Source organism: Microbacterium sp. LWH10-1.2, from assembly GCF_038397765.1.
Taxonomy (GTDB): domain Bacteria; phylum Actinomycetota; class Actinomycetes; order Actinomycetales; family Microbacteriaceae; genus Microbacterium; species Microbacterium natoriense.
In genome coordinates this window covers 778220-790973 of record NZ_CP151638.1, presented here as the reverse complement: position 1 = coordinate 790973, position 12754 = coordinate 778220, and the positions used below count along the sequence as shown (strand labels likewise).

Annotated in this window: 13 protein-coding genes and 1 tRNA gene; 6 read left to right on the top strand and 8 right to left on the bottom strand. The window is 71.0% G+C overall.

What is annotated here, in order from left to right:
• The first annotated feature begins 57 nt into the window (after positions 1–57).
• From MRBLWH10_RS03710 to MRBLWH10_RS03700, 3 genes are read left to right on the top strand one after another with little or no spacing between them, the layout of a single operon-like run.
• Positions 58–1044: an acetylxylan esterase gene (locus MRBLWH10_RS03710; protein WP_341941672.1), complete on the top strand. Its 987-nt coding sequence runs from the start codon at positions 58–60 to the stop codon at positions 1042–1044.
• Positions 1045–1088: 44 nt separating this feature from the next.
• Positions 1089–1817, top strand: coding sequence for a response regulator transcription factor (locus MRBLWH10_RS03705; RefSeq protein WP_105672248.1), 729 nt, complete (start codon positions 1089–1091; stop codon positions 1815–1817).
• 26 nt (positions 1818–1843) lie between these two features.
• Entirely contained in the window at positions 1844–3307 is a 1464-nt protein-coding gene (locus tag MRBLWH10_RS03700; RefSeq protein WP_223586144.1) for an ATP-binding protein, read from the top strand.
• A 31-nt stretch (positions 3308–3338) separates the two neighbouring features.
• Here MRBLWH10_RS03700 and MRBLWH10_RS03695 read toward each other — a convergent pair whose 3' ends face one another.
• The 6 genes from MRBLWH10_RS03695 to MRBLWH10_RS03670 all read right to left on the bottom strand — a co-directional run bounded on the left by MRBLWH10_RS03695 (position 3339) and on the right by MRBLWH10_RS03670 (position 8883).
• A complete protein-coding gene (locus MRBLWH10_RS03695; RefSeq protein WP_341941671.1) occupies positions 3339–4886 on the bottom strand; it encodes a flavodoxin reductase in 1548 nt (515 codons plus the stop codon).
• Between the two features lie 28 nt (positions 4887–4914).
• Positions 4915–5766, bottom strand: a complete 852-nt coding sequence (locus tag MRBLWH10_RS03690) for an FAD:protein FMN transferase (RefSeq protein WP_341941670.1) — start codon at positions 5764–5766, stop codon at positions 4915–4917.
• A gap of 15 nt (positions 5767–5781) precedes the next feature.
• The gene (locus MRBLWH10_RS03685) at positions 5782–6252 is read right to left on the bottom strand and encodes an FMN-binding protein (protein WP_341941669.1); all 471 of its coding nucleotides are present in this window, start codon (positions 6250–6252) and stop codon (positions 5782–5784) included.
• An 86-nt stretch (positions 6253–6338) separates the two neighbouring features.
• Positions 6339–7373, bottom strand: a complete 1035-nt coding sequence (locus tag MRBLWH10_RS03680; RefSeq protein ID WP_105672252.1) for a ribose-phosphate diphosphokinase — start codon at positions 7371–7373, stop codon at positions 6339–6341.
• 6 nt (positions 7374–7379) lie between these two features.
• Positions 7380–8810 carry a bifunctional UDP-N-acetylglucosamine diphosphorylase/glucosamine-1-phosphate N-acetyltransferase GlmU gene (glmU, locus tag MRBLWH10_RS03675; protein ID WP_341941668.1) on the bottom strand — a complete coding sequence of 477 codons (1431 nt, stop codon included), beginning with the start codon at positions 8808–8810 and terminating at the stop codon, positions 7380–7382.
• Between the two features lies 1 nt (position 8811).
• Positions 8812–8883 (bottom strand) — tRNA-Gln (locus tag MRBLWH10_RS03670).
• Positions 8884–8956: 73 nt separating this feature from the next.
• Here MRBLWH10_RS03670 and MRBLWH10_RS03665 point away from each other — a divergent pair.
• Entirely contained in the window at positions 8957–9451 is a 495-nt protein-coding gene (locus tag MRBLWH10_RS03665; protein WP_105672254.1) for a MarR family transcriptional regulator, read from the top strand.
• A 6-nt stretch (positions 9452–9457) separates the two neighbouring features.
• Here MRBLWH10_RS03665 and MRBLWH10_RS03660 read toward each other — a convergent pair whose 3' ends face one another.
• Complete coding sequence (locus tag MRBLWH10_RS03660) at positions 9458–9922, bottom strand: Rrf2 family transcriptional regulator (protein ID WP_341941667.1); 465 nt, start codon at positions 9920–9922, stop codon at positions 9458–9460.
• Between the two features lie 61 nt (positions 9923–9983).
• Here MRBLWH10_RS03660 and MRBLWH10_RS03655 point away from each other — a divergent pair, with 61 nt between their 5' ends.
• Positions 9984–10733: an NAD(P)H-binding protein gene (locus MRBLWH10_RS03655; protein ID WP_341941666.1), complete on the top strand. Its 750-nt coding sequence runs from the start codon at positions 9984–9986 to the stop codon at positions 10731–10733.
• An 18-nt stretch (positions 10734–10751) separates the two neighbouring features.
• On the opposite strand, the gene MRBLWH10_RS03650 is transcribed toward MRBLWH10_RS03655, so the two are convergent.
• Positions 10752–11693 (bottom strand): NADP-dependent oxidoreductase, encoded by a 942-nt coding sequence (locus MRBLWH10_RS03650; RefSeq protein WP_341941665.1) that lies wholly within the window; start codon positions 11691–11693, stop codon positions 10752–10754.
• 107 nt (positions 11694–11800) lie between these two features.
• Here MRBLWH10_RS03650 and MRBLWH10_RS03645 point away from each other — a divergent pair, with 107 nt between their 5' ends.
• The gene (locus MRBLWH10_RS03645) at positions 11801–12739 is read left to right on the top strand and encodes a helix-turn-helix domain-containing protein (protein WP_341941664.1); all 939 of its coding nucleotides are present in this window, start codon (positions 11801–11803) and stop codon (positions 12737–12739) included.
• The last annotated feature ends 15 nt before the right edge of the window (positions 12740–12754 follow it).

Below are 12754 nucleotides of genomic sequence, written 5' to 3'. Positions count from 1 at the left end.
CACACGCCGATACGATGGCGCCGTCGGATCGCCCTCACCCCCGAGAGGACTCACCAGGTGCCCCAGGACACGCCGGAAGAGCTGACGGAGTACGCACTGAGCGCTCTGCTCCTGCCGCCGGCTCCGCCGATCGAACCGGACGACTTCGACGAGTTCTGGACGGCGACCCACGAGGAGTTCGGCGTCGGCACCGTGGAGTGGGCGACGACGCACGAGCTCGCCCCGACCGACACGCATCGCGTCTCGGCGCTGGCCTTCGCCTCGTCCGCGGGCGAATCCGCAGCGGCCTACCTGATGCTGCCCCTCGACCCCTTGGCGATCCGCCGTGGTCTCGTCGTCGGTCACGGCTACGGGGGCCGCACCGCCCCGGATCCCGATCGCGTCCCGTCGGATACCGCCGCGATCTTCCCGTGCGCCCCCGGCACGCACCCCGGCACGCCCAGCCGCTTCCCCGCCGTCCCCGATGAGCACGTGATCGCCGGGATCGCGCACCGCGACACGTACTCGCACCGCTTCGCCGCCGCCGACATCTGGCGCGCCGCGACGATCCTGCTCGACATCGCGCCGTCCGCCGCGCCCGCCCTCGACTTCAGCGGCAGCAGCTTCGGCGGCGGCATCGGCGCGATGGCCCTCCCCTGGGATCCGCGGTTCCGCCGCGCCGTCCTCGACGTCCCGAGCTTCGGCCATCACGCGATCCGCCTCACCCGGCGGTGCACGGGCAGCGGAGAGGCCGTCCGCCGGATGCTGCGCGAGCATCCGGAGCACCGACCCGTCATCGACTACTTCGATGCTGCCATCGCCGCACGGCGGCTGCGCATCCCTACCCTCACGATCGCCGCGGTGCTCGATCCCGCCGTGGATCCGCGCGGGCAGTTCGCCGTGCATCACGCGATCCCGGCGCCCTCGCGCCTCGGCGTGAGGGCGAACGGACACCTGGACGGCCCCCTCGGCGCCGCGGCCGATCGCCTCGCCCTCCAGCAGGGCATCGACTTCCTCGCGCTCCCGGCGGATCGCCTCGCGCCGGAGCTCCCAGACAACACATAGCGCTCTCCATAGAAATCACATAGGAGATTCCGCAGAATGGGTGCATGAGCACTGTGCATCCCGATCTGCGCCGCCCCGACGGCTCCCCCCTGCGCATCCTCGCCGTCGACGACGAGCAGATGCTGACCGACCTGCTCGCGATGGCGCTCCGCATGGAGGGCTGGGAGGTGCGCACCGCGTCCTCCGGCCTCGAAGCGCTGCAGGTCGCACGCGAGTTCGAGCCCGATGCGCTCGTGCTCGACATCATGATGCCCGACCTCGACGGCATGTCGGTGCTGCGGCGGCTGCGCGAGTCGGGGAGCCTCGTCCCCGTGCTCTTCCTGACCGCGAAGGATGCCGTCGGCGATCGCGTCGCCGGGCTCACCGCCGGCGGCGACGACTACGTCACCAAGCCGTTCAGCCTGGAGGAGGTCATCGCCCGCCTCCGCGCGATCATCCGGCGCACGGGGCACGCCACGGCCGACGACGGTCAGTCGATCCTGCGCGTCGCCGACCTGACGCTCAACGAGGACAGCCACGAGGTGGTCCGCGACGGCACCGAGATCGAGCTCACCGCGACGGAGTTCGAGCTGCTGCGCTACCTCATGCGCAACGAGCGCCGCGTCCTGTCGAAGGCGCAGATCCTCGACCGCGTCTGGAGCTACGACTTCGGCGGCAAGTCCTCCGTCGTCGAGCTGTACATCTCCTACCTGCGCAAGAAGATCGATGCGGGCCGCACGCCGCTGCTGCACACGGTGCGCGGCGTCGGCTACATGATCAAGGCCCCTCAGTGAGCATCGCGAGGATGCCGCGGCGCCCGATGAGCCTGCAGACGCGGCTGATGTCCGCCGTGATCGGGTTCGTGTCGCTCATCCTCGTGATCGTCGCGGTCATCACCAGCGCCATCCTGGGGCGGACGCTGGAGGATCAGCTCGATCAGAAGCTGTTCACCACCGCGAGCGAGGTCGTCGGACGCATCGATCAGCTCCCCGGGAGCTTCGCCACCACCGAGCAGGCTCTCTCGGGGATGCCCGTGGAGAACGGGTCGCTGTTCGCCGTCTCGAGCCAGGCAGGCACGGGCGGCATCGTGCTGAGCAGCCAGAACAACGAGCTCACCGGGGGCGCCCGCAGCCTGACCAAGGCGCAGCTGGTGCAGATCAACGATGCTCTGAACGGCGGTCGCACCGCGACCGTGACGATCGAGAGCCTCGGCTCGTACCGCGTCGTCGTGGCCACATCGCCCGTCTCCCACTCCGTCGTCGTCGCGGGTCTTCCCCGCACCGGCATCCAGAATCAGATGGCCACCCTGTTCACGGTGATCGTGCTCGCGACGCTGGGCGGGCTGATCCTGCTCGCGCTCACCACGGCCATCACCATCCGCCTGAGCCTGCGCCCGCTCCGGGCGATGGCCGCGACCGCGACCCGCGTCGCGAACCAGCCGCTCGACCGCGGCGAGGTCGACATCACCGAGCGCATACCCGCATCCGAGGCCGACCCCCGCACCGAGACGGGGCTGGTCGGCGCCTCCCTGAACAAGCTGCTCGACCACGTCAACACCTCCCTGGCCGCGCGCCAGAAGAACGAGGAGCGGATGCGGCGCTTCGTCGCCGACGCGAGCCACGAGCTGCGCACTCCCCTGGCGTCGATCCGCGGGTACTCGGAGCTCTCTCTGCGCGCGCTCGGCCAGCAGGAGGGCCCGGCGGTGATCGAGAGCACGACCACGTCTCTCGAACGCATCCAGGCGCAGTCGCTGCGGATGACGCGCCTCGTCGAGGATCTGCTGCTCCTCGCTCGCCTCGACGAGGGCAGGGAGCTCGTCTACGGTACGGTCGACCTCACGCAGCTGGGGCTGGAGGGCGTGTCGGATGCGCGCCCCACCGCACCCGATCACCGCTGGAACATCGAGGTCCCCGACGAGCCCGTCGTGATCGTCGGGGATGCCGGCCGCATGCACCAGGTGGTCACGAATCTCCTCGCCAACGCGCGCACCCACACTCCCGCCGGCACCGAGATCACGCTCAGCGTGAGCCGTGAGGGCGAGGAGGCGGTGCTGCGGGTGCACGACGACGGCCCCGGCATCGACCCGGCCGTCCGCGAGGAGCTGTTCGCGCGGTTCGCCCGCGGGGACAGCTCGCGCGCCAGGCAGACCGGAGGCACCGGCCTCGGGCTCGCGATCGTCAAGGCTATCGTCGAGGGGCACCACGGGCACATCACGGTCGAGAGCGTTCCGGGGAGCACGACGTTCAGCGTCCGCCTCCCGATCGAGCCGGTCGTCGGCGCTTGAGCCCGGTGCGGGCGTCGCGTCCTCGTGACGCTCAGTACCCGGCGAAGGCGTCGGTCGTGAGGCTGTGCGCCTTCTGCAGGGCCGGAGCGAGGTCGGCGATCAGCCGCGGAGGGCCGGAGATGAAGGCGTGCCGAGCCGCGATGTCGGGAACGTACCGGTCGAGCTCCGCGGCGTCGAGACGCACGCCCCGCGCCCAGGTCCAGTGCGCGGGGAGATCGGCCGGCTCCTCGCGCGTGAACACGACGACCCGGGCGCCCGTGGCGGCCAGCTCGTCGCGGAACGCCAGCTCGGCGGGCTCCGACGCCACGTAGACCAGCACGACGTCTCGGGTCTCCCCCGCCAGCTGCAGCTGGCGCAGCTGGGAGACGAACGGCGTCACGCCGATGCCGGCCGCCACCATGAGCACCGGCGCCTGCGAGCGCGGCAGCAGGAAGTCGCCCCAGGTGCCGGTGACCGCGAGAGTCGCACCGGGCTGAGCGGCCGCCAGCGCGCGCTTGTAGCTGGACGGATGCTTCTGGTCGCCGTCCTTGTAGGCGATGCGCAGCGTCGGCAGATCGCCCGGGGCCGACACGATGCTGAACTCGCGCCTCGTTCCGCGAGCGTCGGGACGGCGGTGCGGCACGTCCAGCTCGAGGTACTGCCCCGGGAGGAACCTCAGCCTGCTCCTGGTGCGGAACGTCAGCTCCTGCACGGTCGGGGTGATGAACTCCCGCTTCTCGAGGGTGAGCCGCACCGAGCCGCGCACGGCGAACGCGAAGGCGAGCAGGTTTCCGATCAGCAGCGACCGCTCCTGACCCAGGGTGATCCCGCCGATCAGGATCGGCCAGCCCGCGAGGACGCCGACGAGCGCGGCCACGGAGAACTGCTGCCACCGCCGCGGCGGCAGGGTCAGCGGCTCGGAGAGCATGAACGCGCCGAGGAACAGGTAGGGCGACTGCATCAGCGCGAACGACAGCGCCGTCGCGAGGTCGAAGGGAAGCCCTCCCTGAGACAGCTGGACGTACTGCCGCAGCAGCGCGACGACGATCGCGACGAGGAGGAAGACCAGCACGATCCGCACCTTCTCGGTGCGCCAGAGCACGATCAGTCCGAGGAGCGCCACGGGGACGAACAGCGCCGGCGTGCCGACCCACCACGACGAGAAGGTGCCGAGACCGGTGATCGTGACCACCGCGGCGCCGAACGCCGCCGGGTTGAGGATGTGACGGCCACGCCAGGCGATCACGTACTTCGAGATGCTGGCGAGCGCCCCGGCCAGAGCCAGTCCGCCGAGAGAGGGGAGATCGGCGCCCGGCTGCAGCACGAACAGCAGGATGAGCGCCGTGACCAGAGACGACTCGATGCGCCACGGCAGCCGCAGCACCCGCTGCGCGGCGGCATCCACCGCCGAGATCACGACCGCCAGCACGGCGAAGGAGACCACCAGCGCGAGCGGAGTCGGCGAGACGAGCCCGAAGAAGGAGAGCACCTCGGCGAGTGCGGCCAGCGCGAGCAGCGAGAACAGCACGAGCCGGTACATCGACAGTGCCCCGAGGAGCGCGAGGACTCGCTGCCTGACAGTGGTGAAAGCGGTGATCACGGCTTCTACTCTTCCCTACTTCTCCGGGTCAGGGGCGGGCGACGAACAGCTCGGCCCTGCAGTCCGCCGAACGCTCGATGCGTCCGTCGGTCGTCATCCGCACCCACTCGACGCCCCAGTCGTCGGCGAGCTCGGGGCCGCCGTCGAAGAAGAGCGCGGTGGCGACGGCATCCGCTCTCATCGCATCCGCGCCGATCGCCCAGGTCGCCGCCCAGGTCTGCACCGGAACGCCGGTGCGCGCGTCGAGGACGTGGTGGAGTCCGTCGCCCCAGGCCCGGCGGTTGATCGCGGACGCGCAGAGCGCCGCATCCTGCAGGGAGACGATGCCGACGGCCTTCGTGGGGTCGAACGGGTGCTCGAGGCCGATGCGCACCGCACTCCCCCGCACCCTGAGGTCTCCCGCCGCGTCGACCACGAGGTCTCCCGGCACGTGTGCCAGGAGCCCGAACACGAGGTCGACGAGCCGGCCCTTGCCGAGCGCGCCGACGTCGAGGAGCACGGGAGCCGAGACCTCAGCATCCCGGTCGCTCCACGAGACGAGAGACGTCCAGTCGGACGGAGCGGCGACGGGGTCTCCGGCGCGCAGCGAGTACGCCGCGTCGTAGCCGAGGGCTTCGAGACCGGCGCCGACCAGCGGGTCGACGGCCCCCGCGGTCGCCGTGGAGAGCTCGCGGTAGAGGCTCAGCATCGGCCCCGCGTCGGGAGACGTCAGGCGCCCTCCGTGCGCGGCCAGCCGCGTGACGTCGGAGTCGGACCGGAAGCGGGACCACTCCCGATCGAACCGCTCGATCTCCGCCGCGACCGCCGCGCGATCGTCGGACGAGAGCTCCCCCTCGATCTCCCAGCGGGTGCCGATCGCGTCGAAACGCCAGATCGTCATCGCCCCGTCAGGCGCCTAGGAGGCCGCCTGCTCCTTGATCGACTCGACCGCCTGGTTGAAGCCGCCGCTGGTGAGCGAGGAGCCCGCGACGCGGCTGACCTTCAGATCGGAGAGCGGGACGCCGACCGCCTCGTCAGCGATGCCGCCGATGAACTTGCCCTGGTACTCCTCGGTCTCGCGCGCCTGCGGGTCGCCCGTGACCTCGACCTCCGTCACGACGCCGTCGGCGATGGTGAGCGACACCGAGATCTTCTCGACGGTCTCGGGGGTCTGGTAGGAGCCGTCGGCCGTGTAGGTGCCGTCCTTGTAGGTCGTCGAGCTGCTGTCGCTCGGCGCCGAGGAGGAGCCGGCGCCGGTGTCTCCCCCGGTGGAGGCGCTGTTGTCCGCGTCTGCAGCACCGGAGCAGCCGGCCAGGACGAGGAGTCCTGCGACGCCGACGAGAGCGGAGCCCTTGCGGACGGAGGTCGGTACGGTCGTGCGGATCATGATGGTCCTCCCGGCTGTGTGCTGGTCGACGATCTGTCGATGCATTCGACCGTATGCATTCGTCCTATGTGGCCGCTGTGCCTCTGCTACGCGTCTCCGCCGAACATGCTCGTCACGGAGCCGTCCTCGAAGACCTCGTGGATGGCGCGAGCGAGCAGCGGGGCGATCGGGAGGATCGTCAGCTTGTCCCAGCGACGCGACTCGGTGAGCGGGATCGTGTCGGTGATGACGACCTCGTCGATCGACGAGTCCTGCAGACGCTCGGATGCCGGGTCGCTGAAGATCGCGTGGGTCGCGGCCACGATGACGCGGTGCGCGCCGTTGGCTTTGAGCGCCTGCGCCGCCTTCACGATCGTGCCGCCGGTGTCGATCATGTCGTCGACCAGGAGGCAGGTGCGCCCCTCGACGGTGCCGACGATCTCGTGCACGGAGACCTGGTTGGCCACCTTCGGGTCGCGACGCTTGTGAATGATCGCGAGAGGAGCGCCGAGGCTGTCCGACCAGGTGTCGGCCACGCGGACGCGGCCCATGTCGGGCGAGACGACCGTGAGGATCTCGCGGTCCTCCTTCGACAGCGTGCGCTGGAAGTAATCCAGCAGCACCGGCTTGGCGAAGAGATGGTCGACGGGGCCGTCGAAGAAGCCCTGGATCTGCGCGGCGTGCAGGTCGACGCTCATGACGCGGTCGGCGCCGGCCGTCTTGAGCAGGTCGGCGACGAGACGGGCGCTGATCGGCTCACGACCGCGGCCCTTCTTGTCCTGACGCGAGTAGGGGTAGTACGGGGCGACGACGGTGATGCGCTTGGCGGACGCGCGCTTGGCCGCGTCGATCATGATGAGCGTCTCCATGAGCCACTCGTTGACCGGCTCGCCGAACGTCTGCACGAGGAAGAGGTCGCAGCCGCGGATCGAGACCTCGAAGCGCGCGTAGATCTCCCCGGACGCGAACGTGCGGTGCTCGACCGGAGCGATCTCCGTGCCGAGATCAGCGGCGACGGCCGCTGTCAGCTCGGGGTGGGAGCGTCCGCCGGCGATGACCAGCCGCTTCTTCGTCTTGGCGACGAGACCGGGGGCCACATCGTTGTCGCGGTCCAGTTCGACCGTCTTCTTCTTGCGCGCCATTGGTCCCTACTCCGCCACTCGGGCCCGGGCTGCGGCATCCGCAGCGTCCGTGCCTGCCCTGTTCTTCTCGACCCAGCCCTCGATGTTGCGCTGAGGCGCGACGCTCATGGCGAGCGATCCGGCGGGGACGTCCTTGCGGACGACGGCGCCGGCGCCCGTCTTGGCGCCTGCCCCCAGCCTAACGGGCGCGACGAGGGTCGTGTGCGACCCGGTGTGCACCTCGTCCTCGACGATGGTGCGGTGCTTGTTGACGTCGTCGTAGTTGGCGGTGATGGTGCTCGCGCCGAGGTTGACGCCCCGCCCGATCGTGGCGTCGCCGACGTACGAGAGGTGCGGGACCTTGCTGCCCTCGCCGATCTCGGCGTTCTTCGTCTCGACGTAGGCGCCGATCTTGCCCTTGGCGCCGAGGACGGTGCCCGGACGGAGGAAGGAGAAGGGGCCGACCGTGGCCTCCGCGCCGATCACGGCGAGGGTGGCGTCGGTGCGGCGGACGATCGCGCCCTCCCCCACCTCGCAGTCGACGAGAGTCGTGTCGGGGCCGATCACCGCACCGGCGGAGATGGCGGTGGCCCGCAGGATCTGCGTGTGCGGGAGGATCGTCACATCGGGTGCGAGGGTCGCATCGTCGTCGATCCACGTCGTCGCCGGATCGATGATCGTGACGCCCTCCAGCTGCCAGCGGCGCACGATGCGCTCGTTGAGGAGCCGGCCCACCAGGGCGAGCTGCGCACGATCGTTGACCCCGAAGGTCACGGTGACGTCGGAGACGACGGATGCCGCGACTCGGTCGCCGTCGCGGCGGAGGAGTCCGGGGACGTCGGTGAGGTACATCTCGCCCTGGGCGTTGTCCACCCCGATCTCGGGGAGGTAGCGGCGCAGCGTCTCCGCGCGGAAGACGTACATGCCGGCGTTGATCTCGCGGACGGCGGCCTCATCGGCGCTGGCGTCCTTCTGCTCCACGACGCGGTCCACGCCGCCGTCGGCGTCGCGGATGACGCGCCCGTAGCCCGTCGGGTCGTCGACGACGGCGGTCATCAGCGTCGCCGGGGCGCCCGCCGCGCGGTGCTCGTCGAGGAAAGAGGAGAGCGTGTCGGCATCGGCGAGCGGGCAGTCGCCGGAGAGCACGAGGACGTCGCCGTCGAAGTCGGTCGGGAGCGCGTCGACCGCGACCTGCACGGCGCGGCCGGTGCCCGGCACGTCATCCTGGTCGACGAAGATCGCGTCGGGGTAGTCGACGGAGAGCGCCGCGACCACCTGGTCGCGCTCGTGACGCACGACGACCTCGATGTGGTCGGCGCTCAGCCGTGCGGCGGTGGTGAGCACATGCCCCACCAGCGGACGCCCCCCGATCGGGTGCAGCACCTTCGGCAGGCGCGACTTCATGCGCGTGCCCTGGCCTGCGGCGAGGATGATGATGGCGAGATTGTTCCCAGTCATGCTCCGCCGCCAGGACTCGAACCTAGACCTCACAGCTCCAAAGGCTGTCGTGCTGCCATTACACCACGGCGGACCGCGGCATCCGAGTGGGGGCCGCCCGTCAAGTCTGCCATGCTCGCCCCTGTGCGTACGGCGATAATGGACGGATGAGCGAGGCGGATGAGGTCGACCGGATCGTCGGAGCGTGGAACACCCAGCGCCCCGACCTCGACTTCTCCCCCCTCGAGGTCCTCTCCCGCATGGACAGGCTGACCCGGCTGCTCGACCGCGCCCGCCGCGACGTGTTCCGGCGCAGCGATCTGGAGCCGTGGGAGTGGGACGTGCTGTCCGCCCTCCGTCGGGCGGGGGCGCCGTTCCAGCTCTCCCCCAAGCAGCTGCTCCAGCAGACGCTGGTGTCGAGCGGAACCATGACGAACCGCATCGACCGGCTCGTCGGACGCCGCTTCGTGCGCAGGGAGGCCGACCCCGGCGACGGCCGCAGCGTGCTGGTGATCCTGACCGACGACGGGCGGATCAGGGTGGATGCCGCGATCACCCGTCTCGTCGATGTGGAGGCCGACCTGCTGCAGGGTCTGTCCCGCGGCGACCGCGATCGTCTGGCGGGGCTGCTCCGCAAGCTCAGCCTGAGCTTCGACGCCTGAGAGCCGTCAGCCGAGGAGCCGACGGTTCTTCTCGATGACCGACGCCGGCAGTCCGTCGACGATCCCGGCGAGGGTCACGTTCGCCAGCGACGCCCGCCAGGCCTCGTGCGCCGCACGCATGGCGGACGCCAGCGCACAGGGGTTCCGGCAGTCCTCCGGGCGGGCGGCGCCGCGCCCCTGCTGACGCAGCTCTCGGCACACGTAGGGGTCCGCCGCGCCGTCGACCGCGGTGACGAGGTCGAGGATGCTGATGCGCTCCGGCTCCCGCGCCAGCCGGAAGCCGCCGCGCGGCCCCGTGCTCCCGGTGAGGATCCCTGCGCGCACGAGCTTGGCGAGCTGCTTGGAGAGGTACGGGCCGGCGACGCCGAAGTGCTCGGACAGCTGCGCCGCGGACACGGTCGAGCCCGGCGGGAGCTGTGCGATCACCGTGGCGGTGTGCAGCACCCATTCCGACGTCTCGGGAAGCTTCACTTGCTCATCCTACGCGACACCCATATTGTGGACATGCAATATCCATGATTAGGGAGCGGACATGCGCATCGCAGTGGCAGGCGGAACGGGACGGATCGGACGACTGGTGGTCGCCGAGCTCGAGAAGGAGGGACACGACGCGGTGTCGCTGACCCGCGGAGAAGGCGTCGACCTGCGCAGCGGGGACGGGCTCGCCGCACGACTCGAGGGCGTCGACGCGGTGATCGATGCCACGAATCCCCCGGTCGCGGACCAGGCCGAGGCGGAGGCCACGTTCACGACGATCTCGCGCGTCCTCCTCGAGGCGGAGCGGTCAGCCGGAGTCGGGCACCACGTGGCGCTCTCGATCGCCGCACTCGACACGGTTCGAGGCAACGCCCACTACTTCGGCAAGCGCGCCCAGGAGCGCGAGGTGGCGGCGGGTGCCGTGCCCTTCACGATCGTGAGGGCGACCCAGTTCCACGACTTCCCCGCGATGATCGCCGAGTGGTCGGTCATCGACGGCGAGGGCGTCGTCCCACCGCTGCTGCTGCAGCCGATCGCCCCCGCCGACGTCGCCTCGACCCTCGTCGCCGCCGCGATCTCGGCACCGCTCCAGGGGTCGTTCGACCTCGCGGGCCCCCGAACGGAGGATGCGGTGGACATGGCGCGCCGCACCCTCGCCGCGAGGGGAGGCACCCTGCCGCTGCGCGCGTCCTGGCGCGGCGCCGCACTGGGGATCGAGTTCGCCGGCGAGGTGCTGCTCCCCGGCGAGGACGCCCGGATCGCGCCGACCACGTTCGACGACTGGCTCGCCGCCGGGGCGCGCTGACGCGCCCCGGCGCACGGCTCACAGGCGGGGATCGACGACCACGACCACCTTGCCGGTGACACGGCCGGACTCGACGCGCTCCTGCGCGGCGGCGAGCTCGTCGAGGCCGAACTCGGAGTCGAGGTGCACGGTCACCGCCTCGGACTCGGCGAGGGCGGCGATCTCCGCGAGCTGCCCGCCGTTCGCGGAGACGAGGATGCGCTCGACCGGTCCGGCGCCCCACGACGCGAGCTCGGCCCTGCGCTCGTCCGTCAGCCCGGTGATCGTGACGACGGAGGTCCCGGCCGCGACCGCCCCGCGCGGAGGCAGGGTGTCGTCGACCGTGATGATCACGGCATCCACCGGGGCGATCGCCGCGAGTGCGGCCTCGTCGCGGTAGTCGACGGTCTCGCTCGCACCCCAGGAGCGCAGCAGCTCGTGCTTGGCGGGGCTCGCGGTCGCGACCACCTCCGCGCCCCTCGCGGCGGCGAGCTGGATGGCCAGATGGCCGACGCCGCCCGCGCCGCCGAGCACGAGCACCCGTTGCCCCGAGCGGACGCCCGCGGTCTCGAGCGCCTGCCATGCGGTCAGGGCGGCGAGCGGGGCAGCCCCTGCCTGCGCGGTGCTCCATGTGCTCGGCGACGCGGCGAGATCCCCGGCGGCGACGACGGCGTACTCGGCGAGGGTGTGCGCGGCGGCGGGGAACGCGGCGAGCGCGAACACCCGGTCGCCCTCCGCCCACTCGTCGACGCCGGGCCCGACGGCCGAGACCACCCCCGCGACGTCCCACCCCGGGAGGTCCGTGTAGATGATGGGCCCGAAGTCGACGGCGGCGGCGCGGATCTTCACGTCGACGGGGTTGAGGCCGGCGGCGCCGACCCTGACGAGCACTTCTCCGGGGCCGGGAGACGGGATCTCGGTGTCGATGACGGAGACGACCTCAGCCGCCGCCCCTGCACCCGAGTACTTCGCTGAACGCACTGGTCTGCCTTTCTCTCGTGCGGCCGATCCGACCGCTCCACCCAGCCTGGCCTGTCGATCATCGCCCCGACAGTGGCCGGATGGTCAATATGTGTCACGATATAGCCATGCACCGCATCGTCGTCGTCGCCCTCCCCGGAGTCTTCCCGTACGAGCTGGGGATCCCCGCCCGCTTCTTCCGCGCTGCCCACCGTGACGGCGAGCCGCTGTACTCCGTCACCACCTGCACCCTCGACGGACTCCCCGTGCCCACGAACGCCGATTTCACGGTGACCCCGGCCTCCGACCGGCGCGCGCTCGACACCGCGGACACGATCATCGTGCCCCCGTGGAGCGCCGCAGAGACCTCCGACGACCCGATCGGACTGGCCGAGTTCGGCGACCGGCGGATCGTCAGCTACTGCACCGGCGCGTTCACGGTCGCGGCATCCGGACTCCTCGACGGCAAGGAGGCGACCACCCACTGGTGCTCGTCGGACGAGTTCGTTCGGCGCTTCCCGCTGGTGCGCATGCGCGAGGACGAGCTCTTCGTCGACACCGGCCGCGTGCTGACCGCCGCCGGGGCGTCTGCCGCGGTCGACGCCACCATACACCTGATCGCGAACGACTTCGGCGCGGCGGTCGCGGCGACGGTCTCCCAGGTCACGCTCGCGGCACCGCACCGCGGCGGCGGTCAGCGGCAGTTCGTCGCCAGGCCGGCGGTGGCGTCCTCTCCGACGGTCGGCTCGGCGAGCGACATCCAGACCTGGCTGATCTCCCGCATCGACGAGCCGCTGTCACTCACGGACGTCGCCGATCGCTTCGGGATGAGCGTGCGCACCCTGACCCGCCGTTTCCGCGCCGAGACGGGGCGGACGGTGGGCGACTGGTTCGCCGACGCCAGGGTCGACCGCGCCCGCGAGCTGCTGGAGACGACCGACCTCCTCGTCGACGACGTGGCCGCGCGTTCGGGCTTCGCCACCGGGGCGGCGCTGCGCAAGCACTTCCGCGACCGGATCGGACTGGCCCCGCAGCAGTACCGCTCCCGGTTCACGCAGGCCGCGTAGGCTTGACCGAATGGG

What these genes read in the sequence shown, in the direction of transcription:
- MRBLWH10_RS03705 (WP_105672248.1), top strand. Translation starts at nt 1,089, where the DNA reads ATGAGCACTGTGCATCCCGATCTGCGCCGCCCCGACGGCTCCCCCCTG.
- MRBLWH10_RS03645 (WP_341941664.1), top strand. Translation starts at nt 11,801, where the DNA reads ATGCACCGCATCGTCGTCGTCGCCCTCCCCGGAGTCTTCCCGTACGAG.
- MRBLWH10_RS03680 (WP_105672252.1), bottom strand. Translation starts at nt 7,373, where the DNA reads ATGGCGCGCAAGAAGAAGACGGTCGAACTGGACCGCGACAACGATGTG.
- glmU (WP_341941668.1), bottom strand. Translation starts at nt 8,810, where the DNA reads ATGACTGGGAACAATCTCGCCATCATCATCCTCGCCGCAGGCCAGGGC.
- MRBLWH10_RS03655 (WP_341941666.1), top strand. Translation starts at nt 9,984, where the DNA reads ATGCGCATCGCAGTGGCAGGCGGAACGGGACGGATCGGACGACTGGTG.
- MRBLWH10_RS03690 (WP_341941670.1), bottom strand. Translation starts at nt 5,766, where the DNA reads ATGACGATCTGGCGTTTCGACGCGATCGGCACCCGCTGGGAGATCGAG.
- MRBLWH10_RS03665 (WP_105672254.1), top strand. Translation starts at nt 8,957, where the DNA reads ATGAGCGAGGCGGATGAGGTCGACCGGATCGTCGGAGCGTGGAACACC.
- MRBLWH10_RS03700 (WP_223586144.1), top strand. Translation starts at nt 1,844, where the DNA reads ATGAGCCTGCAGACGCGGCTGATGTCCGCCGTGATCGGGTTCGTGTCG.
- MRBLWH10_RS03685 (WP_341941669.1), bottom strand. Translation starts at nt 6,252, where the DNA reads ATGATCCGCACGACCGTACCGACCTCCGTCCGCAAGGGCTCCGCTCTC.